We start from the raw sequence: 26,019 nt of genomic DNA on the forward strand, positions 1-26,019 counted from the left end.
CCAGGCTTTGCCTAATGTTGAGATTAAGTATATACATCATTTTTAGAGCTTCAGAAATTTTGATTGAGTATTTCCCATCGTTTGATACGATGTTTTTTGGTGCACATTGAATCGAGTTAAAGATTCGTTCTCTGCTAGCTGAGATCAAATAACTCGATCCATTTTCTCGATTTGATTATTTGCTTTCCTCGGAATTTGTATCATATGCTCGAACCGGAATACAAATCGACTGGGATTTTTGAATCGTTTATCCGTTTTGGAATCATTTGATTCCGATTGTACAAATGTCTTAAAAATGTTTCTAATATCGATGATTAGTCTATTTACGCAAAGTTATTCTAGTTATTTGTATATCAATATGCAAAATAATGATACAATTGTAGCGAATAAACATTGAAGAGGTGAACGAAAGAGATGTTGAAAAGTTCGTTGGGAATCAAATTGGGGTTCCTTGTCCCCGTGGTCTTGCTTCTATTCACATTGACCTCGGTCAGGTTAGTGCGACGGATGGAAATCAGATTGACAGCGGTGACACGACATGGGTTATCGTATCGACTGGTCTTGTTTTCATTATGACCCCCGCAGTTGCGTTCTTCTACGGTGGCATGTTGCGCAAGGCCAACTTTCTCTCGATGCTCGGACAAAGTTTGATAATTGTTGGAATCGTGACCTTAATCTGGGTCATTTGCGGGTATTCACTCAGTTTTGGTGCTGACAATTCTGGCTTGATTGGAAATCTGGATCACGCTTTCCTCAAAGGTGTCGGACTAACACCCAATGAAACAGCTCCGACGATCCCGAGTATCCTGTTCATGATGTTCCAGGGGATGTTCGCTGTAATTACTGTCGCCTTGATTATCGGTAGCGTAGCAGAAAGAATGAGACTGCTATCTCTAGTCATTTTCATCAGCGTGTGGACGGTCGCTGTCTATGTTCCGGTTGCACACTGGGTGTGGGGAGGAGGCTGGATATCTGATCTCGGGGCACTCGATTTCGCAGGAGGTACTGTTGTGCACATCACAGCGGGAGTTTCTTCCCTTGCGGCCGTTTTAGTCCTTGGAAAAAGGATTACAGTTGAAAAAGGATTCCAGTCGCCACCCCACAACATCCCCATGACAGTTCTCGGAGGCGCATTATTATGGATCGGTTGGTTTGGATTTAATGGTGGAAGCGCACTAGCCGCTAACGGACTCGCCGCAAATGCGCTCGTGGTAACCCACATCTCAGCGGCGACCGCCACGATCATATGGGGACTGATAAGCTGGCTGCACACTGGAAGAGTAAGTGTACTCGGTCTTATTTCTGGAAGTATTGCTGGGCTCGTTGCTATCACTCCAGCTGCGGGATTCGTCGACGCAATCGGTGCAATTGTCATCGGTATTGGTGCCGCTGTTATTTGCTATTCTGGCATTATGATCAGGAAAAAAGTTGGATTCGACGATGCTCTCGATGTCTGGGGTGTACACGGACTGGGTGGTACATTTGGTCCTTTAGCTACTGGCCTTCTGGCTACGACGGCGATCAATCCAGCTGGTGCTGATGGGTTGTTGTATGGTGGTGGTCTAGACCTCTTTGTAGCCCAATTGATTTCGGTTGTTGTGGTTTGGGCATTCGCGTTCCTTCTCACAATTGCCATATTAAAGGCAATATCGCTTTCAGTGCCATTGAGAATGAGCAAGGAGGAGGAAAGGATAGGTGCAGACATAATTCAACATGGAGAAGAAGCTTATAGTCTCAGGTGAGAGAATGAAGAAAATTGAAGCAATCGTAAGAACAGAGAAGCTTGATCAAATAAAGGCAGCACTCGAAAAAAAGGGATTCTGTAGCATGACTGTCACAGATGTACTCGGTCGGGGGGAACAAGGGGGTTTAGAATTCAGTCACAGAGTAGGCAAGTACAGGGTAGATCTGTTGCAAAAAACAAAAATTGAGATCATAGCGCAAGATAGCGATATCGAAACAATCATCGAAACGATAATGACTGCAGCGAGAACAGGGGAAATTGGTGACGGCAGGATTTTTGTCCTCCCCGTCGAAGAAGCGGTAAAGATCCGGACAGGAGAGCGATGCAAGTGATACCCTCTATAACGAGGCTTCACAGAACAGCATCGAATGACGAAGGGCTGTTACTATTAATGTACCGCCCTAGACATCATCGAAATGATGTTCTAATCATTCAAAAAAGATCACCCATGGCTTAACTCCTCCCTTTTTTTATTTTTATATGGCATTCTTGGCCACTGTTCCGCAACCAAAACAGCGGTGCGATAGAGAAGGTCGGCCCGCGGCGACAGTCACTAACCTTTTGAAGTATGTGAATCACCACAATTGCGAGAACAAGGCGCAGAGGATGTGTCAGAGAGAATTCTTAATATTCTGGCGTTCATAATTGCAAACCTTTCAACTATATTTATCATGATTGAACTCGATTATTGAAATGATGCGGGACGCGGTCGGTGTCGGAGCGCTCAATGTTGACCTGATCTATAGCGTACCGGAATTGAAGATTGCTGGTAAGAAATATATCCCAGGTGCTGAAGTCTTTGAAGATGAAAATCAGTTCAATCAAATCAAGAGCGAACTGGACAGCATCGGAAGAATTATGAAGAAGAGTGGGGGAGGCTCGGCGGCCAACACGATGTATGCAATGGCCCGAATGGGGTTTGATGTGGGGATATTAGGCATTGTTGGTAACGATGATCATGGTGATTTCATTCTCGAATCTATGGGAAAAGTTGACAAGACACATGTGAGGAGATTAGATGCGACTGGCGTCTGTGTCTCTCTCATCTCGGGCGAAGACCGTTCGTTGATCATTTTTCCTAATGCAAACGACTTTTTTCAAGTCTCTGACGAGGATATCAATTATCTCAACGACTCAAGAATTGTACATCTGACCTCTTTCGTGCATGACAACGCGCTTAAAGAGCAGGAAAGGATTACCAAAAGAATCGACGCAGATGTCATACTCTCATTTGATCCAGGAGAAATATATGCAAGGAAGGGCCTCAAGGCAATAGAATCCTTGCTAAAGAGGTGTGACATCATGTTACTTAGCACAAGGGAGGTTGAAATGCTTACTTCCCTTGATCCAATCGATGGTTCAAGGTCACTTCTCGAATTTGGACCAGAAATCGTCGTCTGCAAAATGGGTGAAAAGGGGTCAGTGATTTTAACTGACACGGACGAGATCAAAATTAAGCCAGTTGAAACAAATGTTGTTGATAAGACGGGTGCTGGCGATGTTTACAACGCCGGATTTCTCGCTGGCATCCTTAAGGACTGGCCACTAGAAAAATGCGGCAACTTTGCGTCCCTTGTTGCCGCAAAAAGTATAGCGGGGTATGGTAGAGATAGATATCCGGATGAGAGGTCGATTGCGATTTATGAGGGGGGATATTGATGGCTCTAAAGCTCGGTTGGTTTTCGACAGGTAGAGATCAGGCCGCAAGGAATCTACTTACGGCGATTATGAAAAAAAAGGAGGAGGGGCTTCTTGACATAGAAATTAGCTTTGTCTTTTCCAACTGGGAGGAAGGGGAAGATCCAGATCACCCTACGTATGACGACAGAAGTAAGTTTTGTGCCCTCGTCCATGAATACGGGATCCCACTTGTTTGCCTCTCCTGGAAAAAATTCATGCCAGATCTTCGAATGAAAGATAAAGAGAAGTGGCGTAGCGCCTACGGCGCCAGAATGAGAGAAATGATTTCTTCATACCGGTTCGATCTCGGTGTTCTCGCAGGCTATATGCTCTGGATGGACAATGAGTCGTGTGACCTATTCAATTTGATTAATCTGCACCCAGCACTTCCAGGGGGCCCCAAGGGTACTTGGCAGCAAGTGATCTGGGAATTAATTGTTTCAAGAGCGGATAGACAAGGAGCGATGATCCATCTATGCACGCGCGAGTGGGATGAGGGGCCTCCACTGACCTTTTGTTCTTTTTCTCTCAGAACCCCTGAGTATCGATCGCTGTGGGAACAAATGGAGAAGAAACTAGCCGCAATGAGTATTGAGGATATCATCAAGAGCGAGGGGGAAAACGAGCCGCTCTTCAGAAAAATCAGAACAGATGGAGAAGTCCGCGAAATTCCGCTGCTTGCATATACGATAAAATTCCTCGCCGATGGCAAGTTAAGAATTGTTAATCGAATGCTTTATGAAAAAGAAAAACCTCTCACGGAACCATACGATCTCACAAATGTGGTTGATGAAGCGGTCAGAAAAAAGGAGTTTGAGGTGTGATCCTTGGAGTTCGATTTGCTCGACGATTTCATCCCTGGTGAAAGTCGTCAATTTATAAGCGATGGAGAGGGGCCGATTACAAAGAATGATAATGCGTTCGAGTTGTGCGCCGCTTTCATTGAGAACGGTGAGAAATTCTTTAGCGTTGTCAGCAAGTACGACGATGTTTTGAGCGATGTTCTACATCGCGAAGGATATAAGGCAGGTGACACCCTGCGACTCATCTTGCCATTTCTGAAAGCGTTTGGTGTAACGAATCAGAAGATGATCGAGTTTTCGAGATCGAATATTCTCCTCGTTCCAGGTGCCAAACGCACGATGCGCTTTGTGAGAGAACTCATGCAGTCTTTTATTGTGAGTACGAGCTACGAACAATACGTGAGTGCGGTATGCGACGCGATAGGTTTTCCTTTCGAGAACACTTACTGCACGAGAGTCAATCTTGAATGCTGCCGTATTGACCCATGGGAAGAGAGGACTCTTAGGAATTATGCCAAAGAAATTGCGGCGATGGACATCATCGAGATCCCTGTCAACGCAAAGAGAATCGAAGACTTTAAACCAAAAGATCAAAGGACGATAAGGCGCCTTGATGAGATTTTTTGGGAGGAAATGACGGATCTTTCATCCTATCAACTCATTCTTGAAGTCAACCCTGTTGGTGGGGACGAGAAGGCGGCAGCAATTCTTGATATTTGCAGGCGAACTGGCATCGGGATTGAAGAGACCATGTATATCGGAGACAGCATTACCGACGTCGAGGCATTGAAAATGGTTAAGGAAGGGGGCGGGGTCGCAATTTCTTTCAATGGAAATTCCTATGCCGTAAGGAGCGCTGAGATTGCTATCCTCTCCCCAGATACCGTTGTGACTTCGGTTATCGCGGAGACTTTTCACAAAGGTGGAAGAGAATCGGTCATCGATCTCGTAGAAAACTGGAGCCTCGATTACATCAAAAAAGTTGGGTATGTACATGATTATTTGGTCAAAGAACTGACAAGAGTTTTTCCTGACAAACTTCCAATCGTCACTAAGGTAACTCCAAAGAACGTTGGAGAAATCGCTGAGTTGAGCTCCAAATTTCGGAAAACGGTGAGGGGCGAGGCAATCGGTGCACTAGGCTGATCACTTTTTCATTTGACCTTGATTTGTGAAGGAAAAATTTCATTCCGCGGGCCGTCTCGGAATATACTCCTTAATTCGCTACGCCATTCAATATAGACACCCTCAAGAAGTTCCAGCTAATCATTTAAAATTCAACAGGTATATTAAAGAGGCGGATCTCAATGTTCTGGCGATAAATTCATCTTCAATAAGGATACATTCTGGAATCCATATAAATTGAGCATCAGCCACTCGCTGTGTTGTGAAAAACCGACAACTCCCATTCAACCCAATGACCTTACTAGCTCCTTGAACACCAACCATCAATGTCCCAAAAGGGCTCTTTCAGGATCCTCATCCCCTGATTCAATTATCCCATTAGCGGTGGCCAAAACATGGGAAGTGCTCCGGTCGGGATTTGAACCCGAGTCTTCGGCTATCTCCCGGAATCGATCCGCCGAAAGGCCGAGATGATTGTCCGGACTACACTACCGGAGCACGAAGCATGCGTTCATGCAGAAATTTGTACTTAAAGCTTAGCAAAAATGGGTTTCGGAAATACAGCTTAGCATCGATGAGCGAATCTACAAGATATACAACAGACGTCATTTGATAACGCGATCAACAATAACCCTTCATTATGCGCAATATTTAAATATGGATTTGGGCGGGAGTATAACATTATATAATCGTAATGATTATGTCAGCTGACATCTCAAGAAAATTGGAGTGGAGGATTCATTTGAACCGCCATAACCAAGATCTCGAGGAGGATGAAGAACTGGAAGATGAACAAAGCGAAGATGTGCTTCGATCTCCCCTCCCGAATAGGAGAGAGGGTGAAATGTTCGGCATAGCTGATCAGCTACTCGGAGCGTCGAGAATCAGGGTTATGTGCGCAGACGGAAAAGCGAGGATGGGGCGCATTCCAGGCAAAATTAGAAAAAGAATGTGGATCAGGGAAGGCGACCTGGTCATCGTCAAGCCATGGGAATTTCAGGACGATAAAGCGGATATAATCTATCGTTATACAAAAACTCAAGCTAACTACCTGAGCAGAAAGAAGATCTTGCCAAAGAACCTGGATGTTTTCTAATTGGCGGAGCCAAATATATATGGCAAGAAGAGACTCAATCGAATCTATCGAGAGGGAACTAGAAAGGCTTCGAGTAAAAGAAAAAGGGGTCGAAGACCGGAAGGTACTGGACCAGGTCTTCGACAGAGAAACGCTCCTTGCTATTTACAAGATGATGACGGACGGGATCATAGAAACAGTCGAGTTCCCGATTTCGACTGGCAAGGAAGGAAACGTATTTCTCTGCAAGAAAGTAGATGGTGGTTATGTCGCCCTGAAGATTTATAGGATCGTCACAGCGACATTTCGAAGGATTTCGAAGTATATTCAGGGCGATCCTCGATTCGAGGGACTTTCTGGAAATTATCGAAAGATAATTTATGCATGGGCTTCAAAAGAATTTAGAAATCTTCAACGATTCAGCGAAGCCGGTGTGAGGGTTCCGCGTCCGATCAAGTTTCATAAGAACTTGCTTGCGATGGAATACATTGGCACAGAACAAGCACCAGCACCGTTGATGAAGGACGTTACCCTCGAAAATCCAGAAGAAATATATAACCTTATCATCGACTATATGATGCTCGCCTTTCAGAAGGCAGAGCTTGTACACGGCGACTTAAGCGAATACAACGTACTCGTGCATGAAGGAAAACCGGTGATTATTGATTGCGGCCAAGCGATGGTCACTGATCATCCAAATGCACTCGATTATTTGAAGCGGGACATCACAAATATTAACGAATATTTTAAGTCGCTTTGTGTTAAAGTTATAGATAACGATGAAGTCCTCAATATCGTTACAGGTGTGAAGAAATGAAGATCGTCAGAATCCCTACTGACCGCGTCGGAGTGCTTATAGGCAGGGATGGCGAAACGAAGAAACTGCTGGAAGAGAAGACGAAAGTTCGGATGAATATCAGCTCCGATGGCGAAGTGACTCTAGATGATAGCGGAGTAGAAGACCCGCTCATGTCACTCGTTGCTGTCGACATTGTGAGGGCGATCGGTCGTGGTTTTTCTCCGGAAAGAGCCTTCCGTCTGCTCGAGGAGGACGAATACATAGAAACAATCGACATTAGAGATTTTGTCGGAAAGAAACCAAATCATGTGATCAGGATGAGGGCAAGACTGATCGGAACAAAGGGAAAGACGCGCAGGATAATCGAGGATCTCACTGGTGCTTCAATTTCCATCTACGGGAACACTGTATCAATTATCGCAAATTCCGTTCAAATGCCGATCGCAAAGACCGCGATCGAGATGATACTGAGAGGGAGCGAGCACGCAACTGTTTACAGATATCTGGAGAGATCAAGACCTTACTTGCGGATAGCTGAAATGGGTTTCGATTATTGATCACATCACCAGGAGTGCTGCAAGAGAACTTGTAATCCAGAAAGATACCATGGGAATTTCTGCGATAGGTAGCTATGACGTGACCGAAGTCTCCAAGGCTCCTTGAAATAATATTAAAAGAGTCTTGCGATTTAGCCTTTACATGCAAGATCTCATCTCTAAGGCCGAGATTGCGTTGAAAAAAGATCTTTGCGATCATTGCCTAGGCAGGATATTCGCTCAAATTGGTACTGGGTTGACCAATAAGCAAAGGGGCGAATCGCTTCGACTTGGTGTTACGCTCAAGCGGGTTCTGCAAGGCGAGCCCTTGCCATTGCATGAAAAGTGCTGGGTCTGTGAGGGATTATTCAATTCAGTGGAAAGATTTGCGGACGCCGTTGTCGCAAAATTGTCGACTCTTGAGTATAATACATTCCTCATTGGGTCTAAGATTGACCCTGAGATTTTGGAGAGGGAGGAAAGGCTTTGGGGGGAGGTTGGCGGCGATTACGCGGAATCGATCAAGAGCGAACTGAATAGGGAGATTGGAAAAATCGTAGAGGCGAAGACAGGAAAATGTGTCGATTTCAGCCACCCTGATGTCGTAGCAGTCGTCGATACAAGGTTCGCGTCAGTCGAGCTCGAAATCGCCCCCCTATTCATTTACGGCCGTTACAGAAAGTATTCGAGGGAGATACCCCAGACCCGCTGGGTTTGCACTGTCTGCAAAGGAAGAGGGTGCAAACGCTGCAATTTCAAAGGAAAAATGTACGAAACGAGCGTCCAAGAAATCATTGGAGAACCTCTCATGAGAGCAGCGAATGGAGTTGACCATTTCTTTCATGGCATGGGGCGTGAAGACATCGATGTCAGAATGCTCGGCAACGGAAGACCCTTCGTCATCGAGATCAGGGAACCAAAGAAGAGAATGCTTGATCTAAGATCACTTGAAAAAACGATCAACGAATTAGGTAAGGGGATTGTCGAGGTCTCTGCACTCCGACCGTCTTCACGTTCCGAAGTGAAAAAAATCAAGTCCGCTACGCCCGAAAAAATTTATAGGGCAGAGATCCTCCTCAATGGCAAAGTTAATAAGGAAAAGATTAATGAGGTACTGCAAATATTCAAAAATACTCGTATCACTCAGCAAACACCAACACGGGTTGCTCACAGAAGACCGGATAAGACAAGAGAGAAGAAGATCGTCAGCATCACTATCGAAAAAATCGACGACGATTCGATTACTCTTGTCATAAGGGCTGAGGCTGGGACATATATCAAGGAGTTTGTCCATGGTGATGGTGGACGAACTAAGCCGAGCCTTTCGGATTTGCTGGGAGTACCCTGTGAGGTGAAATCTCTTGATGTGATAGAGGTCGCTGACAACACTGGAGAGGAATGATATGGTCAAAGCGTCAAAAGGGTCGAGGTGTAAGTCAAGGAACATACTCAGGAAAAGCCCAAGAGAGAGAGGATTGTCACCGATTACACGCGAGTTTCAGAAGTTCCAGGAAGGGGACAAAGTAAGTATTCATATTGACTCCAGTGTTCACAAAGGCGCCCCTGACATCAGATTCCACGGAAAGACAGGCACCGTCATAGGAAGCAGAGGTCGCGCATACATTTTGCAAGTTAAAGATGGAGATAAATACAAGACAGTTATCGCGAGACCCGAACACCTGAAAAAGGCTGCGTAGGCGGTGTTGTCATGGCCGATGAACGCTTCGTCACCCTTGCTGAAGTAGAAGAGCTTCTCATGGAGGAAAGTAAGCTGAGGGAGCTTAGCTCAGAGCAGAAGCTCGCGCTCGATCACGCAACCCGGTTGAAAAAATTGCCAGCTGACAAGGCTAAGGCCATGCAAAAGGAATTGGAACAGATCGATTTTGTTTCCCCCGCTATTGCGTGCAAACTAGTCGATATACTTCCAACCCACCCAGATGACATTCGCATTCTCTTCACAAAGGAAAGGCTTGTCCTGGAGAAGAAGCACATCGACCAAATACTCAAAGTCGTGGAGAAGTATCTCTGAGCCCTGGGGTGATCTTTTTGGAAGACTACGCTCGCATACTTGACTATTTACCCCAGGGACTTCCATCAGAGAAATCGTTCAAAAGAGAGCCGATAGCCTATGGCCTTGGGGAAACAGAGTTCAAGCTATTTGAGCTTGTGCCAAAGGCTAACGCACAAATCATGATCGGCCAGAGAGTCTATATAGGCAAAGACATCGCTAAAAGGACTGAAATTCTCCATGTTAAAAGGAGAGTTAGCTACAGTGAACTTACAACTGCCGCCCAGAAGGAATTGCCATTCGTCATTGAAGAGATAGTCAAAGCTTATGAACAGAAATTCGTCCAGTTCTTTAATGATGCACAGGCGATCACAACAAGATTCCACATGCTCGAATTACTTCCAGGCCTCGGCAAGAAGACGATGTGGGCAGTTCTGGAAGAGCGCAAGAAGGGTCGCTTCCAAAGCTTTGAAGATATTGCAAAGAGGATCCCGTCGATCAAACATCCAGAGAAGCTTATTGCGAAGAGAATCGAAATAGAGCTATCTGATCCAGCGCAGAAATACCACATTTTTGTAGCAAAATGATGTCAATATGAGGATATCAGAGATCCTTGAGATAACTAGGAAATATGGCGTAACCCCCCGGAAGCGCAAGGGACAAAACTTTCTAGTTGATGAGAGAGTTGCAAACAGGGAAATCGAGTACGCTCAAATCACCAGAGAGGATACCGTTCTCGAGATTGGGCCTGGGCTGGGAATCCTCACGTCCAGACTGGTAGAAAGAGCGGGGCGAGTGGTCGCAATTGAGTATGATCGTGGGCTCGCCAAATATATCCGAGAACGTTTCGGGACGAAACTGGAATTGATTGAAGGGGACGCCCTCGTGATCCCTTTTCCCCCTTTTGATAAGATTGTATCGAATATTCCTTACAATATATCCTCCCCGCTGATTTTTAAGATACTTGAACATCGATTCAAACTCGCAGTCATCATGATACAGAAGGAGTTCGCAGAGCGAATGGTCGCCCGACCTGGAGATAAAAGGTATTCAAGACTTTCAGTTGGTACTTATTACCGAGCTGATTGCGAGCTTCTCGAGTTCGTTCCCAGATCGAGATTCTGGCCAGCCCCCGAAGTCGATTCGATGATTATCTGTCTAGTGCCCCGCGACCCCCCATTCAGAGTGAAAGATGAGAAAGCGTTTTTTGAGCTCGTTGACCTTCTTTTCAAGTATAGACGAAAAAAGATCGGAACGGTGCTGAGAATGAGTGGGATCGACGCGAAAGCAATTGAACACCTTCCATATACAGATCGCAGAGTCGATACCCTTGCTCCACATGAAATCGGAGTCCTTTCTGATCTAATCTCCACTTCTACTTCCTCAAATAAGGAAAGCGCTCAATAATCGCTCTTACAAGTCTTTCTGGCCCCTCTAAGAAAACATCGACAGCCGGGATCCCGAATGTCGTTTCGAGTTTCCTGCAAACGTCCTTAATTTCATTGATCGATAGACCCTCATGATTAATACCAAGCCCGATGACTGGTGCGTTAGAATATGCTTCGTAAAGGGAAATTTCTCGCTGCAGATCTGGCATCGGGAGCTTCAGCTCGGGGTCATAAGTCCTAAATTTTCTGCCCGGGGCATGCTGGAGGATGATTGCATCTGGCCTCGTTGCAGAGATAATCGCACGTGTCCCGCAGACATAAACTGGATGTGTCAAAGAACCTTGCCCCTCTACAACAATGACATCCGGCTTTTCATTCAGCCAGGCCTGATAAATCGCATGCTCGAGCTCTCCGACCATGTAGTCGCCCTGGATTGCATCGAGAGGGACGCCGTACCTAGCTCCCTGGAGTAACCCTGTTTGACCGGTCGCAACGAATTCCGATTTAATGCCGAGTCGATTAAGTCCTTCAGTAATTTCAATCGCTGTCGTTCTCTTTCCGATCGCCGCATCAGTACCGAGAACGGGAATCTTCACCGCATCAATTTTACTCGCAAGATTCCTGTATTTATGCAGCTGATTAAGTGGTGGCTCCTTTCTTATGTCCACGATCGATGCACCGCTCCGTTTCGCGATTTCGAGAAATTCCCTGTCCTCTGCGAGGAATTCATGAAGACCGGAAATCACGCTGATGCCGTTCTCCAACGCTTCCTTAATTGTCTGTCTGTATTCAATGGGGAGCATGCCACCAATTGTAGCTACGCCAATGATAAGGTAGTCTGGCTTCGAAGGGCATCGCTTGAGGGCCTCTGAAAAGGATGAGAAAACGGGAATGCCTCTTTTGATGCCGTCGACCACTTCTCCTGCGTCTTTGCCAGCATTCATGCTGTCGATGACGCCGAGAATCCGATATTTCTTCGAATATCTGACCAGCCCTCTCGCTGTCTTACCCGCTGTCATTCCGAGCTTGCCTTCGCAGAGCACAATTGCATCGTTCATCGATTCTCATGTAAACTCATCGAACCGCAAAAAGATTGCCCGACACTGATCCACCTATTCCACCTATCGAACTAGGCGTAATCTCATTATGGCGTCCCAAAAATAATCCTTTAATAGCTTCTTAAATTTTGATGCACCAAGACTATCAAATCGAAGGGTAATATGAATAAGGATGAGAGGCATCGAGGTAAAAACAGGAGGTTTCCCCTTGATTTACGACGAGATCGCGAAAGCAATGGTTGAAGGCGATGGCAATAAAGTAGTGAATTTGGTAGATGTCGCACTCAATAAAGAAAACAAACCACCTTCCGAGATCATCAAGAACGGACTCGCACGCGGAATGGATATTCTCGGTCGATTGTATGAATCGGGAGAAAGGTATCTCGTTGATCTCATTGTTGCCTCTGACTCGTTCAGGAGATCCCTAGAAATCCTACGGCCGCGTTTGATTGAATCAGGATCCAGTGAAAAGCTCCGTGGCGTCGTGATTTTAGGCACCGTTGAGGGCGATATCCATGAGATCGGAAAGAAACTTGTTGGTATAGCTCTTGAAGTCGCGGGATTCAGGGTCATCGATTTAGGGCCAGATGTCCCCCCAGATCGCTTTTCCAATGAGGCGAAAAATCTTAGGGCCGATATTCTCGGAATGTCATCTCTCATTACCACAACAATGATCAATGCAAAGCGTACGATCGACAAGCTAGTCGAAGATGGAATTCGTGGTAACATCAAGATCATGGTCGGTGGTGCCCCGGTAGACGAATCCTTTGTCAGGATGATCGGCGGGGATGCGTATGGAAAAGATGCTTTTGAGGCTGCTGCAGTCGCAAAGAAGATTATCTGTTCTTAGAGAGATAACTCATAACGCTGAAAGATACTCGAAACGCTGTTCGCAAGACCGACATTATGCAATTAATCAAACGCCCTCACGTCAGGCTATGGTCATCCCATCGGACGCCGCTAATTAAATTCCATCCTACACGACCCAAGAATTATGTCAAACGGATGTCTGAGAATTTTCAGTATCATTTTAACACTCCACCAACGGGATATTTGGAATTTGATATATTCAAGATGGATAGAATTTATCTCAGGCATAATGCAACCATTAAAGAAACAACGGACGGGATGAGCGCAATCTCCCGCTAGAAAAATATAAATGATCATGACCATCATTTATCAACAGAGAAAGGAGGATTGGAATGAGCGAGGAGAAGAAAGGAAAAGCTGAAGAAGCTGCAGAAAAAACCGGAAAATTGATAGGGAAAGGCATTAAAAAGGGAGTCGAAGTGACCAAAGAGCTTGGAAAGGGCATTAAAAAGGGTCTCAAAGACGAATAGAATCTGTCAGAGTATTTGTTGAACCTATCACAGGGCGCTGAGAAATACTTTCGGTAAACTCATTTGCGAGCATTGTATCCTGCAAAATCTTATCTTTTCTTAATTTTCTGCCAACGGAAGTAAAGCAAGTCATATTTTGAATAAAGACCTGGACGATAGGAAAAATGGCGAAATGCATATCGTGCGGAACTGAGACTGCCATAATCTCAAAAAGTATTGGACTGTGTAGAGAATGTATCATAAACTCAAATGAATGCAATCACGTCATCGTCGCTCGATCAAATGTCAGGAGGAAATACGGTCTCCCCATTTTCCCGCCGATTGATGGCAAGAAATGCGGGCGTTGTGTCAATGAATGTTGCATACCCGATGGAGAGAGAGGATACTGCGGTGTTAGAGAGAACGTATCGGGAAAGATTGAGAATGTGACAGGTGACGAGGCAATTGCGATAGCCTATTATGACCCATTGCCGACGAATTGTGTAGCTTCATGGGTATGTCCTGGCGGTACCGGCGCTGGCTTCCCCAGGTATTCATATAAAAGAGGGCCAGAAATCGGTTACAAAAATCTCGCCGTTTTCTATGGGGCGTGCACATTTGATTGCCTTTTTTGCCAAAACTGGCATTACAAGGACTTGTGTCGATCCTCTTCACCGAGATTGGATGCAAGAAGGCTGGCTTCAATGGTCGATACCGAAACGTCCTGCATATGCTTTTTCGGTGGTGATCCGACGCCCTTTATTGATCATTCGATCTCAACAGCAAGACATGCCCTCGCCAACTCACGTCGCATTCTGCGGATTTGCTGGGAAAGTAACGGCTCAATGGGAGTCAACCATGCCAAAGAAATTGGAGACGTCGCCCTTGAAACGGGTGGCTGCGTGAAGATAGATCTGAAAGCATGGAATGAGAGCCTTCACCGCGTTCTCTGTGGAACAACGAATAAATGGACCGTAAAAAATATTGAACTACTTTCTCAGATGGCGTCCTCGAGAAGAGAAGTACCGCTCCTGATCGTTTCAACCCCGCTCATACCTGGTTATGTCGATGAGGAAGAAATATCAGCCATTGCATCATTTCTTGCTGATCTTGATCGAGATATTCCATATTCGCTGCTGGCGTTTCACCCAGAATATTTGATGTCCGATTTGCCAACGACATCAAGAGCGCACGCTCAAAGATGTCTTGAAGCCGCAAGAGATGCCGGCCTTAGACGTGTCAATATCGGAAATGAATGGCTCCTCAGATGAACAGGGGACGGCGAAAAATATACCATTTCCTTTTGATTGATTTGTCAGGATGTCCCAATGAAGATTATCATGAATGCGCATAGAGGTTCGTCGAGTAATTCACTTGTATCAATGGATGAGAACATAGATGCCATTGGTGATATGCGCAAACTAATCATTATTTCTTAAAGTTAAAAAACTCAACCTTTCGGCCTTATTTTTTCTCGCCAGGAAACATCATGTCGAATTCCCGAATTTTCAATTTCATGATCCTGAAAGCGATCGTTGCGATAGCAAAACTTGCGATTAGACCAGCGAAATAAATTTCCATTCCCTGTGAAAAGATCACTCCCAATATGGCGAAGAAATTGAACAGAGCATGAATGATTACGGCGAGGATCACATACTGCAACCATCGAGAACGACGTCCGATCTGTCTGAAGAGTTTAGCCTTGCCAATTCCATATCCAGAAATCGCGGTCGAGCTTGCGTGAAGGACCGTCGAAGTCAAGGTTCTTAAGACCGCAGTGACTAAGAAGACCTCGAAGCCAGCGAGCAACGCGTCTCCGAAATAGATGACGTTCTCTGCCGCCGCAAACCCAAGGCCTGCGGCAGCGCCATAGATCATCCCGTCTTCGAGTTCTGCTAAGCGCCTATAAGCAAGAAAAACACCGCTCGCCTTGACGAATTCTTCAACTATCGGTGCAATGACCACTGCAAGGAGAAAAAGGTACACCTGTGGGCTAGGGCCTTCAATACCCCATATGAATCTGTTGAGCAAACTCCCATTCTCAAACAATAAGTAAATAAGCGAAGTTTCAATCACGAAAGCGATTCCAAAAGCAGCTGTTGATCCATAAAAAAGTACCAGGAATACGAAAGAAAGGGGTTCGCGCTTGCACATTTCTGTATTCCGGATCCAAAGGATATACAACACAGAAGGAGTGAGGGCAACAAGAATCACCGCAATTATTTCCAAAGTCCCAATTTCCATTTTTTCCCAGATAACAAAGGGCCGGCATGGCTAATAAAAATTGTCCAAGCTGATATCATAAAACAAAAACATCAATTACTACAGTTTTCAATCGTCTAAAACATGGATCGGATATCAAAGCGGTTCATGGATACGATAGTTGGCGATGTTTATGACCAGATTGTGAAACGGCCATCAACCGTCAAGCCGAGCGCGAAAATTAGGGACGCAATAGAAGAAATGCTTCAAAATCCTATCTCGAGGAAGGTATACGTCGTCGATGATGATGGCAAACTCATGGGAACTGTAACCACTGAAACGATACTCAGACTTTTGGGCTATCGCGTTGGTGTGAGGGAGGGGGGTGCAATATCATTTTATAGATTTCTCAGAGACGCCCTTAAAGAAGATGTCCTGAGTGTGATGCAGAAGAGTACTGCTGTCAAGAAGGAGACGAGGCTAACAGATGTATTGCAACTGATGATTGAGAATCACCTCAATGACCTTCCAGTTGTCGACGACCAGGGGAGACTCATTGGTGAGGTTATAAGTCTGGAACTCTTCATCATTGGAAAGAATGTTTTTGAGGGGTAGATCATCCCTGGCAACTGATCCTCTTTTGCTTTTTTCTCACAAAGACTTTGAATACCTCCATGACTAGGAGGAGGATCACCGCGAGCGAAAGCAACATGAGCCATTCTTCCATCGATACGGGCTCGATTCTCAAGACCTCCTGCATTACCGGTACATGCATCGCCAGGATGTGAATGCCCTGGGCGCCTAACACACCCAATAGGAGATAATAATTCTTGCTGATCGGAACTCTGAATGCCGACTCATATTCTGAACGGCAATTGAAAACATGAACATTCTCAAGGAGCACCATGAAGAGGAACGTGAGATTCGATGCTTCGAAATACGAGCGACCATCGACCACAATTAGATAGTAAAATAGAATAAAAGCGAGCGACCCCATTGTGATAGAGGACAGGGCGACCTGTCGGATCATCAGTTTATCGAAGATGCCTTCTGATGGATTGCGCGGAGGTTTCCTCATCACACCAGGGTCACCGGCCTCCATTGCAAGGACAACATGCTGGATCCCGTTCGTAACCACGTTGAGCCACAAGAGCTGAATAGCTAGTAATGGTATCGCAAGATGAACGCCTTCAGCCTTGATGCCAATGAAAATTGCGAGAATAAAGAGCAGGATTTCTGCAGCGCCTGTTGAGACCAACAGATATGTGACCTTTCTGATGTTCTCGTACGCGTACCTGCCTTCCTCCACCCCAGCGACGATTGACGCAAAGTTGTCATCGGTGATAATAATCGATGCCGCATCCTTTGCTACATCGGTTCCAGATCCCATCGCCACCCCGATATTGGCCTTTCTGAGTGCGGGTGCATCATTGACTCCGTCACCAGTGACAGCCACGAAATGGCCTATCTTCATCAACGCGTCAACAATCTGCAGCTTCTGAACAGGCGTCACTCTCGCGAACACCTTTTTCCCTTTAACTAAATCGACAAATTCACGATCATCTGATGAATTAACCTGGGATAATTGGCTGCCTGTGACGACTTCGTTTTCAGATTCGGCGATCCCAAGATTTCTTGCGATTGCGAGTGCGGTTGAGGGATGATCCCCTGTGACCATGACCACGTCAATTCCTGCACATTTACATGTCTCGACGGCTTTCTTGACCTCTGGTCTAGGGGGGTCAATGAGCCCCGCGAGTCCGAGGAATGTGAGTGGAGGAATGCCTTCTTCTCCGAGAGGGTTGCCATCTGGGTTGATTTCAGTTTCCCCGGACGCGACTGCAAGTACCCTATACCCATTACTTGCCATTGAACTCGCTTCATCCTCGATGACCTTTTTGTCAATTTGACTGATTCCGTTATTGGTCCTCATCATCTTGCAGAAATCCAGAACCACCTCAACAGACCCTTTAACAAAGACGCGTACCTTTCCATCAATAAGGTAGGATTTAGCAGCGTAGCGTCTCTCGGACTCGAAAGGAATTTCCCCGATGATGGGGAACTTCGTTCTCAAATCCGAAGGATCGATACCGACCTTGTGCGCAAAAACAAGGAACGAGATATCAACGGCATCTCCCGTCGCAGCCAAATCGTCACCTGAAATAGTCAGTGAGGCATCGTTGCAGAGAGTACTTGCCACGGCAAACTCTCTGAGTCTCTCCATATCGACGCTCCCGATGGGACTTTCCGATAGACGGGTCACCTCGCCCCTCACCGAATAGCCCTCGCCTGTGACGTGAAATTTTGAATCAACTGGAAGGTAAACTAGTTTAACTGTCTGCATATTTACCGTCAATGTTCCTGTTTTGTCGCTTGCGATGCATGTACAGCTTCCTAGGGACTCTACCGCTGCGAGCCTTCTCACCAGCACATTTCTCCTTGACATCTTTGTGACTCTTACAACAAGTGCAACTGTCACAGCCACCGGGAGCCCCTCTGGAATGGCAGAGACCGCGAGTGCAACAGCTAAAAAGAAGACTTCATCCAGAGGCATGCCCTTTACCGCAGCGACGATTGCAAGAAGAAGCGCTGCGCCCACGACGATCAAACTTATCTGTTTCGAGAAGCGCTCGAGGCGCTGGATAAGCGGTGGTTTTGCACTTTCAGTGGAAGTAACGACCTCGGCAATCCGTCCGATCTCTGTCTCAATACCTGTTGCGACCACAATTCCTAGCGCACGACCACTGCTGACCGTCGTACCAGCGAATGCGATATTTTTCCTGTCGCTCACAACAGTCTCTTCCGGCAACAGGGTCACTGCTTTTTCAACGGGAATCGATTCACCTGTGAGTAAAGACTCATCGACTGTGAAATTCGACAACGAGATCAGACGGATGTCGGCTGGAACCTTGTTTCCAGATTCCAAAACTACGAGATCACCGGGAACAAGATTCTCTGCTGGAATGACGAATTCTTTCCCTGACCTTCTCACCCTCGCACTCGCTTTTAGGAGTTGTTGCAAGCGTTCGGCACTTTTCTCCGCCTTCATTTCTTGGAGGGTCCCGATAATCGCGTTGATCATGACAACAATAAAAATAAATGTCGCATCGAGCGTTTCATCGAGAAAGAGCGCAACAAGGCCCGCTGCAATGAGTACATAAATGAGGGGGCTAAGAAATTGCCGGACAAATATTTCGATGATGGACGGTGGCCTCCTCATCGGTAGGACATTGGGACCAAATTCTTTCAATCGCCTCTCAGATTCATCTACGGAAAGCCCCCCTGGGCTTGTCTTGAGTCTTTCAAAAAGCTCTGCCTCCGAAATCGAATGCCATACGATTGAATTCGCTGGTTTGCTTGCTTCCGGCGATTCGCCTTGCTGTCGATACCCGCGGATAAGTCTGGATCTCTTTCTTTTTTTGGGCGTTTTCATCTGTGACCAACCTTTGAAATCGACAAGCGGGCTAGCTCAAAAAAAAACTTAATTTGAGCCGGTTTTTTGTTTTTATAGAAAAACCGATTAATAATGCTTTCTTTACCGAGACGCCCATATGAATGGAGACTTCATCATAATCGTTAACATTCAATATCACCTCTTCCATTGAGAATAATGAGGGCTGCAATGACCGTTAGGAAAGCTATCGAAGATCTTCGGGTTAAGGACGTAATGACAAAGAATGTCATCGCGATTCACGAAAACACGTCGATCACGGAGCTCAAGGCGCTTTTCGACAAATATGACTATAACGGTTTCCCTGTTGTGCGCGACGGTTACCTCATCGGCATCGTCACTAAACTGGACTTACTGAAGACCTTTTCAACTGGGAAAAGCGTTTCGAAAACGGATCTTCTTAAACTATTCGCTGAAAAGGTCGGAGAGATCATGAGAAAAGCCGTCATTTCAATCAACGCTGATGACGATTTGAAGAAGGCTATTGAATACATGGTTGAATTCAAGTTGAGGAGTTTACCAGTTGTTGACAATGAAGGTAAACTCGTCGGTATGATATCACGCAAGGATGTCATGGAGCACTTATTGATTGCCGAGGACAATAACTCTAGTTAAATCAAAAGAAATTCATTGGACTTATTGTCGCTATTGCTGAGTTGATGACCATGATAGTCCCGCCTTCATACCGAGTCATTTATTCAAGCGAAAGACACGGTGCATGGTGTGGAGAACGATTTTGGTCAGAAGTAATACCAGATACTCTCATAATCCTCGACGTTCTCTCCCCTTGAAGCTAGGCGATCGATGAACTCCGCAATCGGAACATCCCTGTAGATATAGGTAGGTGCGATGGCGATGTTCTTCTCCCATGGATGGAACTCGTAAACTCTCTCACCTTCCGAAGTGATCATAATCAAGTCATGGTGCTGCCAAGCCCTGAGATTGTTCTTGCCCAGCGCAGGGATATTGAAGACGGGTTCATCCGTTCTTGAGAGTCCTGGGATAAGGCGCGCTTCCTCCTTTGCCTCCTGCAGAATTCGCGCAATTGGAACTCTGAACCAGCGAGTTTCTTCCTTGCCTTTCGTGTTGAAGGTGTAATAGGGATCGACGCCGATTCTCTTGAGCAGGATTCTAAGCGCCACCGTCTCGAACCGCCTGCTATTTTCGAAAGTGAAAACCTGTTGATTGTAAACCATTATTCCTTTTTTTCTGATTGCTTGCACAGCGTTCGCAGCATCTGGTGTGATTTCGTACGGATGCTCAAAATGCGTTACAATGCAGAGTTCCCTACTCGGCGGATTGTGCGCATCAGCAAGAACTCCGAGATATGAATCGTTGAATCGCATTGGCAAAACGACTGGTAGTCTCGTACCGATCCTGATCCTCTGTATATGTGGCATAGCCGCGAAACGTTCAATAATTTCCCGCTGTAGGTCGTCAGGTAGAACGGCTGGATCGCCGCCCGTGATCAGAACCTCCGTGATCGCAGGATGTTCTTCAAACCACTTGATCGCATCATTGATCTGCTGTCTCGTCGCTAACGCGCAAGGACTCAGAACCCCATCAATTTCCCAGTTCCTCTGACAATACACACACCTGGGCACACGCGTTATAGGGCTTGAATATTGCAATCATGGGATAGCGCCTCGTGATGAGAGAAATCGGTGAAGTTTGTCGCTCCTTCATAAAATCGAAGACGACATTGCGCTTGTCTTTGAATGAGATCATCGCCTCTACGTAATCGAGTGAGGGGATCACTTGAGCTCGTAGAGCATGATCATTCTTACGACTTGCATCCTTGTCCATTAGAGAGAGGTAATAGGGTGTGATACCAAGCGGGATTCCGTTCTCAACAGCTAGCCTAATCGCTTCTCTTTCAGATATCGTGAGGTCAATAATTTCCGATATTATATCGGCATCCCTCAAAACATTCCTTAACTGCCACCGATAATCTTGCCAGTCGTCTTCTGTCCCACCGAGAACGTCGAGTATTCGCCTCTTATTAGCCTCTCTGATTTCAATGACCTTGGGATCAAGGCCATGAGCATATGAATTGATCCGTGAAAAGCAACGCCTTGCCAGTTCATCAAGATATTCGGATCGGACCCGAGCAGCTTCAGGCCCCTCAAATTCGAGAAACGGTGGTGCTTCTTCCTTATAAATACCTGATTTGCCAAGAGACCCTTTGGCAATGTGAAGCACATCGAGGAAAAAGGCATGGAAAGCAGGGGGGACAATGTCGTAGCGCTTGACAAGATTGTAAAGAACTCTCAATGTGCTACAGCCAGCAACTTGCTCGTTCCTCCTTGAGAGGAAATTCTTCAAGACACGAACGCAACTTAGAGCAGTCACCCGCTCTAAAGCTTCAATGGAGCAATCACGGTCCAAGTAGAGTCGCTCCCTGCGCTCCGTCAACTGCATTAACCTTTCGCGAGCCTCTTCAATATCTTCACTGTTCTCAATTTCCCTGTACATTTCAGGGTCCGTTTCAAACAGCTCATGAACCCTAAGGACGCGAGGTGTTGCTACTTGCATTTTCTCAGTGACAGAAGGTTCGCCAAGCTCAACCTGATCTGAGCGCGCTTCCTCAATTTGATAGAGATCTTCATCAGACATTTCAACCACCGAGGCGATTGAACACGCAGGCGGAAAAAGATACTACATGACCAATAATGCCCGATGATATCTGCAATCAACCCTGCGCTGCGAAATTACTTCGTTGTTTTATTTATGAGGTTATTTTATAAATAATTATCCCCCCTCACAATGCTTGATTTTCAAGTTCCACTGTATTACTCAAATGGTTTGAGAGCTCCCGTTTATTGATCTTTGTTCGTTCACAATATGCATGCATCATCAACCTCTCGTGGCGATATTTTCTCTTGCTAGGTGAAACAAGGGCAGAAAAATTCCTTCGCTATGAGGAATCGCATTGCCTAAATACTGGATCTGTCGCTGTCGCATAAACTTTTAAAAGGGCTCATTCTTTCAGGCAAAAAGATTTCACTTATAGAGTTGTGCTATCAGAGATAATGATTTTTACATGGGCATCTATATGCAACCGATAACATGCAAATCGGTATCGTCGGCAAACCTAACGTGGGGAAGTCAACTTTCTTCTCTGCGGCAACCTTGGCGACGGTGGAGATTGCAGACTACCCATTTACGACTATTAAACCGAACAGGGGAGTTGCCTACATCCGGGCAAAGTGCCCCCACACTGAGTTTGGTATCAAGTGCAATCCGAGAAATTCTGCCTGCGAAAACGGAATTAGGCTCGTACCAATTGAACTTCTCGACGTGGCAGGGCTTGTACCAGATGCATGGCAGGGCAGGGGACTAGGTAATAAATTTCTAGACGATTTACGGCAGGCAGCAGCCCTCATTCATATTGTTGACGCAAGCGGCGGTACGGATGAGGAGGGGAATAAACTCCCACCTGGTTCTCACGACCCGCTTCTAGACATCAGATTCCTTGAGCGGGAAATAGCATACTGGATAAAAGGAATCCTCGAAAAAGGGTTTGCGAAGGTGGCGAGACAAGCGCACCTCGAAGGCATGAAGATTGAGAAGGCCCTTCATGAGCGATTGACGGGGCTCGGGGTATCAGAGACTGACGTCATCATGGCCATAAAGAACGCAGGATTGCCGGACAACCCCATGTACTGGCAAGACGCAGATCTTCTGAGATTAGCAGACGCAATAAGGAAACAAAGTAAGCCGATGATCATCGCGCTTAACAAAGCCGATGTTGCGAACGAGGTCCAGCTATCGCGTTTGATGAATCTCGAGGGCTACATCACGATCCCCGTATGCGCAGAATCGGAACTCGGACTTAAGAGAGCCGCCAAGGCAGGACTGGTCCGATATATACCTGGTGACAAAGATTTCACGATCGTCGATCCCCAGAAACTCAACGAGAGCCAAAAAAAGGCGCTCGATTACTTCGCAAAGGTCATGAAAAAGTGCGGTCATGGAACCGGTGTACAGACTTGCCTAGAAAAAGCGGTATACGACCTTCTCGACATGATCGTTGTCTATCCAGTCGAAGACGATAACAAGCTCACTGATCATGATGGAAATGTCCTACCAGACGCGTACCTCGTGAAAAGAGGGAGCAATGCGAGAGATCTCGCGTATAAAATACATACAGAACTTGGTGACAATTTCGTGAGGGCGATTAATGCGAGAACGCATAGGACAGTTGGTCATGATTATATATTGCAAAATGGTGATGTAATAACTATCGTTGCGAGAAAGTGATTGATGTGGGTAGCTGGGACGTAAGACTTCTTACGGCGTCGTACCGAAGGAACGCAGACGACAACATCACGATTGAGATGTATGGAAAGACGACCGAGGGCAGGTCGATTGCCATCAGATTTACTGGATTCCTTCCATATTTTCATGTCATCGAACCAACGAGAGAAGTGATTGAATCACTAAAAAAAGATCCTAATGTCGTCGATATCGAAGATATAGAACTTTTCCACAGGGGGAAGGTGAACAAGGCTGCAAAGGTCGTTCTCAAGTTTCCCTGGACTGTCCCCGAGTACAGATCACGATTGAAACGCATGAATTTCGAAGTCCTCGCAGCTGATATCCCCTTCCACAACCGATTTATTTATGACTTTGACATCCCCGCATGCATCCGCGTTTTCGGCCAGGAAAGGGATAAGACCGGTTACACAACAGATATCGTTGTCGACATGGATCGGGTAGACGGTAGGCCGCGCTTCGAAGAAATTCCGTCATTTAACCCGAAATTGAAGATACTGGCTTTCGATGTTGAGAACAGCATCAAAGATAATCATATTTATACAATTTGCTACGCGATCAAGGAGAACGGAAAGATTCGTCACGGAGAACCCTTGACTGGAGAGGAGAAAGAGATCATTGAATCTTTTTCCAAAGTGATGCAGAGTGAGGATCCAGATGTGGTGACTGGGTACAACATCGACGGCTATGATATCCCAATTATCATTGAGAGGGCGAAAGCGCACGGTATTCCGGGACTACAGTGGGGGAGGGATCTGAGTGAGCCCAGATCGATCATGAACCGGTTCTGGCGACTTACTGGGAGATTGGTTGCGGATGCATGGTGGGCAACAAAAATACAACTCAAACCTAAGCAAGAAACACTCAATCATGTCGCCAAATTACTACTTGGAGAGGAGAAGATCGATGTTGACCCAAGGAAGATCGACGAGGAATGGATATCCAATAGAGATAAAGTCCTTAAGTATTGTCTGAAAGATGCTGAACTGTCATTGCGCATTCTGGAGACCGTTGATATTCTGAGGAAAAGCATGGACCTCGCCACCGTTTCGCGCCTGCCAGTTGATGACGTACTCAATTCCGGTGCTTCGCAACTTATCGACTCAATACTCATCAGGGCCGCTGATCGTCAGCGCCCTCCTGTTGGAGTTCCCTTGACTGGAAGCTCTGAAGACGAGGAGACGATCGAAGGTGGGTATGTCCATACAATTGAGCCGGGAATATACCACTGGGTATGCATACTCGACTTCAAATCAATGTATCCCTCGCTCATCATCTCAAAAAACATCTGCTTCACAACACTGAATGAAAACGGAGATATCGTCAGTCCGACAGGTGTTCGCTTTCTCAGTAAAGAGCAGAAAGAAGGTTTGCTCCCCCAGATACTAACAAAGTTAATGAAAGATCGTGATGAAATCAAAAGAAGAATGAAGGAAGCGAAGAGCATTGAAGAATACAAGTATTACGATGGACTGCAAGCTGCGATCAAGGTTCTCATGAACGCGTTTTATGGCGTCTTCGCCTCCTCCTTCTATAGGTTCACTGACCGGAAGATCGGTGGCTCGATTACAGCCTTTGCGCGCGAAACAATCAAGGGTATCATCGCGGAGCTTGAAAGGGAAGGGCATAAGGTCATTTATTCTGACACGGACTCGATCTTTGTCCAATCTCCATATCAGAACCTCGAAGAGACGATTAAATTCGGACAGGAAATCGCGGCGAGATTCTCGAACGAAGGTCGATCGCTTGAATTTGAAAAAATCATCGAGCCGCTTTTCACACATGGAAAGAAAAAGAGGTACGTAGGCAGAGTGATCTGGCCCAATGAAGAAATACTGATCAGAGGGTACGAGGTGAGAAGAACCGATTCTTTCGACCTTCAAAGCGAGGTTCTCATGCGCGTTTTTGAGCAGATTCTCGACGGAAAACCAGAAGAGGCCGTGAAAGTCGCGCGACAGGCGGTCGCAGATACACTGACGGGGAAAGTCCCGATTGAGAAGCTTGTCATTTCGAGATCATGCAAACCCTTCAACCAATATAAAGACCCGGATAGCCAGGCTACGGTTCAAGCGGCTAAGAAACTCATGGCCCTAGGGTATGAGTTCGTTCCAGGTATGAAAGTCTCCTGGATCGTCACCGACTCCAACAAGACCCCACAGGAGGTCGAGCCGTACATTAGCGGCAAGAAATTCTCTGGGACACCCGACTGGCGCTACTACGCGGAGAGACTTGCTCAGACCGTTGCACGCGCAACTGAAGTATTTGGATGGGACGAGCGGAGTCTGATGATGGGGTCGCAGCAGTTCACACTCTTCGACGAGTCGTTTGAAAGAGCGAAACGCGAAGAAAAAGAAAGACAACAACCGAAGAAGACACAAAGAAAACTTAGTCTAGAAGACTTCATGTGACGTCGCTGGCATTTGGCATTATGGTTTGATCAATGTGCATTTCAGACAAAAATTTATATATCGATATCACGTCTGCGGCATCAAGTCGCGCGACGCGGTCGCGCTGGAGATGTGCCCTTCTGGGTGAATCCGTAAACGCCGCATA

At 46.2% G+C, this 26,019-nt stretch carries 25 protein-coding genes and 1 tRNA gene; 20 read left to right on the forward strand and 6 right to left on the reverse strand.

Annotated features, from left to right (window positions below):
- Positions 1-401 precede the first annotated feature (401 nt).
- The 5 genes from QHH00_01925 to QHH00_01945 all read left to right on the forward strand — a co-directional run bounded on the left by QHH00_01925 (position 402) and on the right by QHH00_01945 (position 5,373).
- Entirely contained in the window at positions 402-1,742 is a 1,341-nt protein-coding gene (locus QHH00_01925) for an ammonium transporter (protein MDH7508141.1), read from the forward strand.
- 4 nt (positions 1,743-1,746) lie between these two features.
- Entirely contained in the window at positions 1,747-2,076 is a 330-nt protein-coding gene (locus QHH00_01930; protein ID MDH7508142.1) for a P-II family nitrogen regulator, read from the forward strand.
- Positions 2,077-2,437: 361 nt separating this feature from the next.
- Positions 2,438-3,403 carry a carbohydrate kinase family protein gene (locus QHH00_01935; GenBank protein ID MDH7508143.1) on the forward strand — a complete coding sequence of 322 codons (966 nt, stop codon included), beginning with the start codon at positions 2,438-2,440 and terminating at the stop codon, positions 3,401-3,403.
- On the forward strand, positions 3,403-4,248 hold the full coding sequence (locus QHH00_01940) for a formyltransferase family protein (GenBank protein ID MDH7508144.1): 846 nt from the start codon (positions 3,403-3,405) through the stop codon (positions 4,246-4,248). The genes QHH00_01935 and QHH00_01940 overlap by 1 nt, the downstream gene beginning before the upstream one ends.
- Before the next feature lie 3 nt (positions 4,249-4,251).
- Complete coding sequence (locus QHH00_01945) at positions 4,252-5,373, forward strand: HAD hydrolase family protein (GenBank protein MDH7508145.1); 1,122 nt, start codon at positions 4,252-4,254, stop codon at positions 5,371-5,373.
- Positions 5,374-5,755: 382 nt separating this feature from the next.
- Here QHH00_01945 and QHH00_01950 read toward each other — a convergent pair.
- Positions 5,756-5,850: transfer RNA gene (locus QHH00_01950), tRNA-Glu, on the reverse strand.
- A gap of 244 nt (positions 5,851-6,094) precedes the next feature.
- Here QHH00_01950 and eif1A point away from each other — a divergent pair.
- The 8 genes from eif1A to rsmA all read left to right on the forward strand — a co-directional run bounded on the left by eif1A (position 6,095) and on the right by rsmA (position 11,177).
- A complete protein-coding gene (eif1A, locus tag QHH00_01955; GenBank protein MDH7508146.1) occupies positions 6,095-6,448 on the forward strand; it encodes a translation initiation factor eIF-1A in 354 nt (117 codons plus the stop codon).
- A gap of 19 nt (positions 6,449-6,467) precedes the next feature.
- Positions 6,468-7,244: a serine protein kinase RIO gene (locus QHH00_01960; protein ID MDH7508147.1), complete on the forward strand. Its 777-nt coding sequence runs from the start codon at positions 6,468-6,470 to the stop codon at positions 7,242-7,244.
- On the forward strand, positions 7,241-7,783 hold the full coding sequence (locus QHH00_01965; GenBank protein ID MDH7508148.1) for a KH domain-containing protein: 543 nt from the start codon (positions 7,241-7,243) through the stop codon (positions 7,781-7,783). Before QHH00_01960 ends, QHH00_01965 begins: the two co-directional genes overlap by 4 nt.
- Positions 7,784-7,925: 142 nt before the next feature.
- Positions 7,926-9,164, forward strand: coding sequence for a tRNA pseudouridine(54/55) synthase Pus10 (locus QHH00_01970; protein MDH7508149.1), 1,239 nt, complete (start codon positions 7,926-7,928; stop codon positions 9,162-9,164).
- Between the two features lies 1 nt (position 9,165).
- Positions 9,166-9,459: a 50S ribosomal protein L21e gene (locus QHH00_01975; GenBank protein ID MDH7508150.1), complete on the forward strand. Its 294-nt coding sequence runs from the start codon at positions 9,166-9,168 to the stop codon at positions 9,457-9,459.
- A gap of 11 nt (positions 9,460-9,470) precedes the next feature.
- Positions 9,471-9,791 carry an RNA polymerase Rpb4 family protein gene (locus tag QHH00_01980; GenBank protein MDH7508151.1) on the forward strand — a complete coding sequence of 107 codons (321 nt, stop codon included), beginning with the start codon at positions 9,471-9,473 and terminating at the stop codon, positions 9,789-9,791.
- Positions 9,792-9,799: 8 nt separating this feature from the next.
- Positions 9,800-10,357 (forward strand): DUF655 domain-containing protein, encoded by a 558-nt coding sequence (locus QHH00_01985; GenBank protein MDH7508152.1) that lies wholly within the window; start codon positions 9,800-9,802, stop codon positions 10,355-10,357.
- A gap of 7 nt (positions 10,358-10,364) precedes the next feature.
- Positions 10,365-11,177, forward strand: a complete 813-nt coding sequence (gene rsmA, locus QHH00_01990) for a 16S rRNA (adenine(1518)-N(6)/adenine(1519)-N(6))-dimethyltransferase RsmA (protein MDH7508153.1) — start codon at positions 10,365-10,367, stop codon at positions 11,175-11,177.
- On the opposite strand, the gene QHH00_01995 is transcribed toward rsmA, so the two are convergent.
- Positions 11,146-12,216, reverse strand: a complete 1,071-nt coding sequence (locus QHH00_01995; GenBank protein MDH7508154.1) for a DUF1611 domain-containing protein — start codon at positions 12,214-12,216, stop codon at positions 11,146-11,148. The two genes, rsmA and QHH00_01995, sit on opposite strands and share 32 nt — an antisense overlap.
- Positions 12,217-12,388: 172 nt before the next feature.
- Here QHH00_01995 and QHH00_02000 point away from each other — a divergent pair, with 172 nt between their 5' ends.
- From QHH00_02000 to QHH00_02010, 3 genes are all read left to right on the forward strand, one after another.
- Positions 12,389-13,066 (forward strand): corrinoid protein, encoded by a 678-nt coding sequence (locus QHH00_02000; GenBank protein ID MDH7508155.1) that lies wholly within the window; start codon positions 12,389-12,391, stop codon positions 13,064-13,066.
- Between the two features lie 352 nt (positions 13,067-13,418).
- The gene (locus QHH00_02005) at positions 13,419-13,556 is read left to right on the forward strand and encodes a hypothetical protein (GenBank protein ID MDH7508156.1); all 138 of its coding nucleotides are present in this window, start codon (positions 13,419-13,421) and stop codon (positions 13,554-13,556) included.
- A gap of 164 nt (positions 13,557-13,720) precedes the next feature.
- Complete coding sequence (locus tag QHH00_02010) at positions 13,721-14,806, forward strand: radical SAM protein (protein ID MDH7508157.1); 1,086 nt, start codon at positions 13,721-13,723, stop codon at positions 14,804-14,806.
- Positions 14,807-14,999: 193 nt separating this feature from the next.
- On the opposite strand, the gene QHH00_02015 is transcribed toward QHH00_02010, so the two are convergent.
- Positions 15,000-15,779, reverse strand: a complete 780-nt coding sequence (locus QHH00_02015; protein ID MDH7508158.1) for a PrsW family glutamic-type intramembrane protease — start codon at positions 15,777-15,779, stop codon at positions 15,000-15,002.
- Between the two features lie 102 nt (positions 15,780-15,881).
- Between QHH00_02015 and QHH00_02020 the strand changes: the two genes are divergently transcribed.
- Positions 15,882-16,352: a CBS domain-containing protein gene (locus tag QHH00_02020; protein MDH7508159.1), complete on the forward strand. Its 471-nt coding sequence runs from the start codon at positions 15,882-15,884 to the stop codon at positions 16,350-16,352.
- A gap of 1 nt (position 16,353) precedes the next feature.
- Here the strand turns inward: QHH00_02020 and QHH00_02025 are convergent, their stop codons facing one another.
- Positions 16,354-19,170: an HAD-IC family P-type ATPase gene (locus QHH00_02025; protein MDH7508160.1), complete on the reverse strand. Its 2,817-nt coding sequence runs from the start codon at positions 19,168-19,170 to the stop codon at positions 16,354-16,356.
- A gap of 189 nt (positions 19,171-19,359) precedes the next feature.
- Here QHH00_02025 and QHH00_02030 point away from each other — a divergent pair, with 189 nt between their 5' ends.
- The gene (locus QHH00_02030) at positions 19,360-19,803 is read left to right on the forward strand and encodes a CBS domain-containing protein (protein ID MDH7508161.1); all 444 of its coding nucleotides are present in this window, start codon (positions 19,360-19,362) and stop codon (positions 19,801-19,803) included.
- A gap of 125 nt (positions 19,804-19,928) precedes the next feature.
- On the opposite strand, the gene QHH00_02035 is transcribed toward QHH00_02030, so the two are convergent.
- Together QHH00_02035 and QHH00_02040 are read right to left on the reverse strand one after the other, a co-directional pair.
- The gene (locus QHH00_02035; GenBank protein ID MDH7508162.1) at positions 19,929-20,780 is read right to left on the reverse strand and encodes a hypothetical protein; all 852 of its coding nucleotides are present in this window, start codon (positions 20,778-20,780) and stop codon (positions 19,929-19,931) included.
- Positions 20,752-21,804, reverse strand: a complete 1,053-nt coding sequence (locus tag QHH00_02040; protein MDH7508163.1) for a hypothetical protein — start codon at positions 21,802-21,804, stop codon at positions 20,752-20,754. The genes QHH00_02035 and QHH00_02040 overlap by 29 nt, the downstream gene beginning before the upstream one ends.
- A gap of 453 nt (positions 21,805-22,257) precedes the next feature.
- Between QHH00_02040 and QHH00_02045 the strand changes: the two genes are divergently transcribed.
- Together QHH00_02045 and QHH00_02050 are read left to right on the forward strand one after the other, a co-directional pair.
- A complete protein-coding gene (locus QHH00_02045) occupies positions 22,258-23,451 on the forward strand; it encodes a redox-regulated ATPase YchF (GenBank protein MDH7508164.1) in 1,194 nt (397 codons plus the stop codon).
- Positions 23,448-25,874 carry a DNA polymerase domain-containing protein gene (locus tag QHH00_02050; protein ID MDH7508165.1) on the forward strand — a complete coding sequence of 809 codons (2,427 nt, stop codon included), beginning with the start codon at positions 23,448-23,450 and terminating at the stop codon, positions 25,872-25,874. Before QHH00_02045 ends, QHH00_02050 begins: the two co-directional genes overlap by 4 nt.
- The last annotated feature ends 145 nt before the right edge of the window (positions 25,875-26,019 follow it).

The organism is Methanomassiliicoccales archaeon (assembly GCA_029907465.1).
In the GTDB taxonomy this organism is placed as follows: domain Archaea; phylum Thermoplasmatota; class Thermoplasmata; order Methanomassiliicoccales; family JACIVX01; genus JACIVX01.

Excerpts from the sequence above, each read along its gene's own strand:
- QHH00_01930 (MDH7508142.1), top strand. The coding sequence starts at position 1,747 with ATGAAGAAAATTGAAGCAATCGTAAGAACAGAGAAGCTTGATCAAATA.
- QHH00_01935 (MDH7508143.1), top strand. The coding sequence starts at position 2,438 with ATGATGCGGGACGCGGTCGGTGTCGGAGCGCTCAATGTTGACCTGATC.
- QHH00_01940 (MDH7508144.1), top strand. The coding sequence starts at position 3,403 with ATGGCTCTAAAGCTCGGTTGGTTTTCGACAGGTAGAGATCAGGCCGCA.
- QHH00_01960 (MDH7508147.1), top strand. The coding sequence starts at position 6,468 with ATGGCAAGAAGAGACTCAATCGAATCTATCGAGAGGGAACTAGAAAGG.
- QHH00_01965 (MDH7508148.1), top strand. The coding sequence starts at position 7,241 with ATGAAGATCGTCAGAATCCCTACTGACCGCGTCGGAGTGCTTATAGGC.
- QHH00_01970 (MDH7508149.1), top strand. The coding sequence starts at position 7,926 with ATGCAAGATCTCATCTCTAAGGCCGAGATTGCGTTGAAAAAAGATCTT.
- QHH00_01975 (MDH7508150.1), top strand. The coding sequence starts at position 9,166 with ATGGTCAAAGCGTCAAAAGGGTCGAGGTGTAAGTCAAGGAACATACTC.
- QHH00_01980 (MDH7508151.1), top strand. The coding sequence starts at position 9,471 with ATGGCCGATGAACGCTTCGTCACCCTTGCTGAAGTAGAAGAGCTTCTC.
- rsmA (MDH7508153.1), top strand. The coding sequence starts at position 10,365 with ATGAGGATATCAGAGATCCTTGAGATAACTAGGAAATATGGCGTAACC.
- QHH00_01995 (MDH7508154.1), bottom strand. The coding sequence starts at position 12,216 with ATGAACGATGCAATTGTGCTCTGCGAAGGCAAGCTCGGAATGACAGCG.
- QHH00_02000 (MDH7508155.1), top strand. The coding sequence starts at position 12,389 with ATGAGAGGCATCGAGGTAAAAACAGGAGGTTTCCCCTTGATTTACGAC.
- QHH00_02005 (MDH7508156.1), top strand. The coding sequence starts at position 13,419 with ATGAGCGAGGAGAAGAAAGGAAAAGCTGAAGAAGCTGCAGAAAAAACC.
- QHH00_02010 (MDH7508157.1), top strand. The coding sequence starts at position 13,721 with ATGGCGAAATGCATATCGTGCGGAACTGAGACTGCCATAATCTCAAAA.
- QHH00_02015 (MDH7508158.1), bottom strand. The coding sequence starts at position 15,779 with ATGGAAATTGGGACTTTGGAAATAATTGCGGTGATTCTTGTTGCCCTC.
- QHH00_02020 (MDH7508159.1), top strand. The coding sequence starts at position 15,882 with ATGGATCGGATATCAAAGCGGTTCATGGATACGATAGTTGGCGATGTT.
- QHH00_02025 (MDH7508160.1), bottom strand. The coding sequence starts at position 19,170 with ATGAAAACGCCCAAAAAAAGAAAGAGATCCAGACTTATCCGCGGGTAT.
- QHH00_02030 (MDH7508161.1), top strand. The coding sequence starts at position 19,360 with ATGACCGTTAGGAAAGCTATCGAAGATCTTCGGGTTAAGGACGTAATG.
- QHH00_02040 (MDH7508163.1), bottom strand. The coding sequence starts at position 21,804 with ATGTCTGATGAAGATCTCTATCAAATTGAGGAAGCGCGCTCAGATCAG.
- QHH00_02045 (MDH7508164.1), top strand. The coding sequence starts at position 22,258 with ATGCAAATCGGTATCGTCGGCAAACCTAACGTGGGGAAGTCAACTTTC.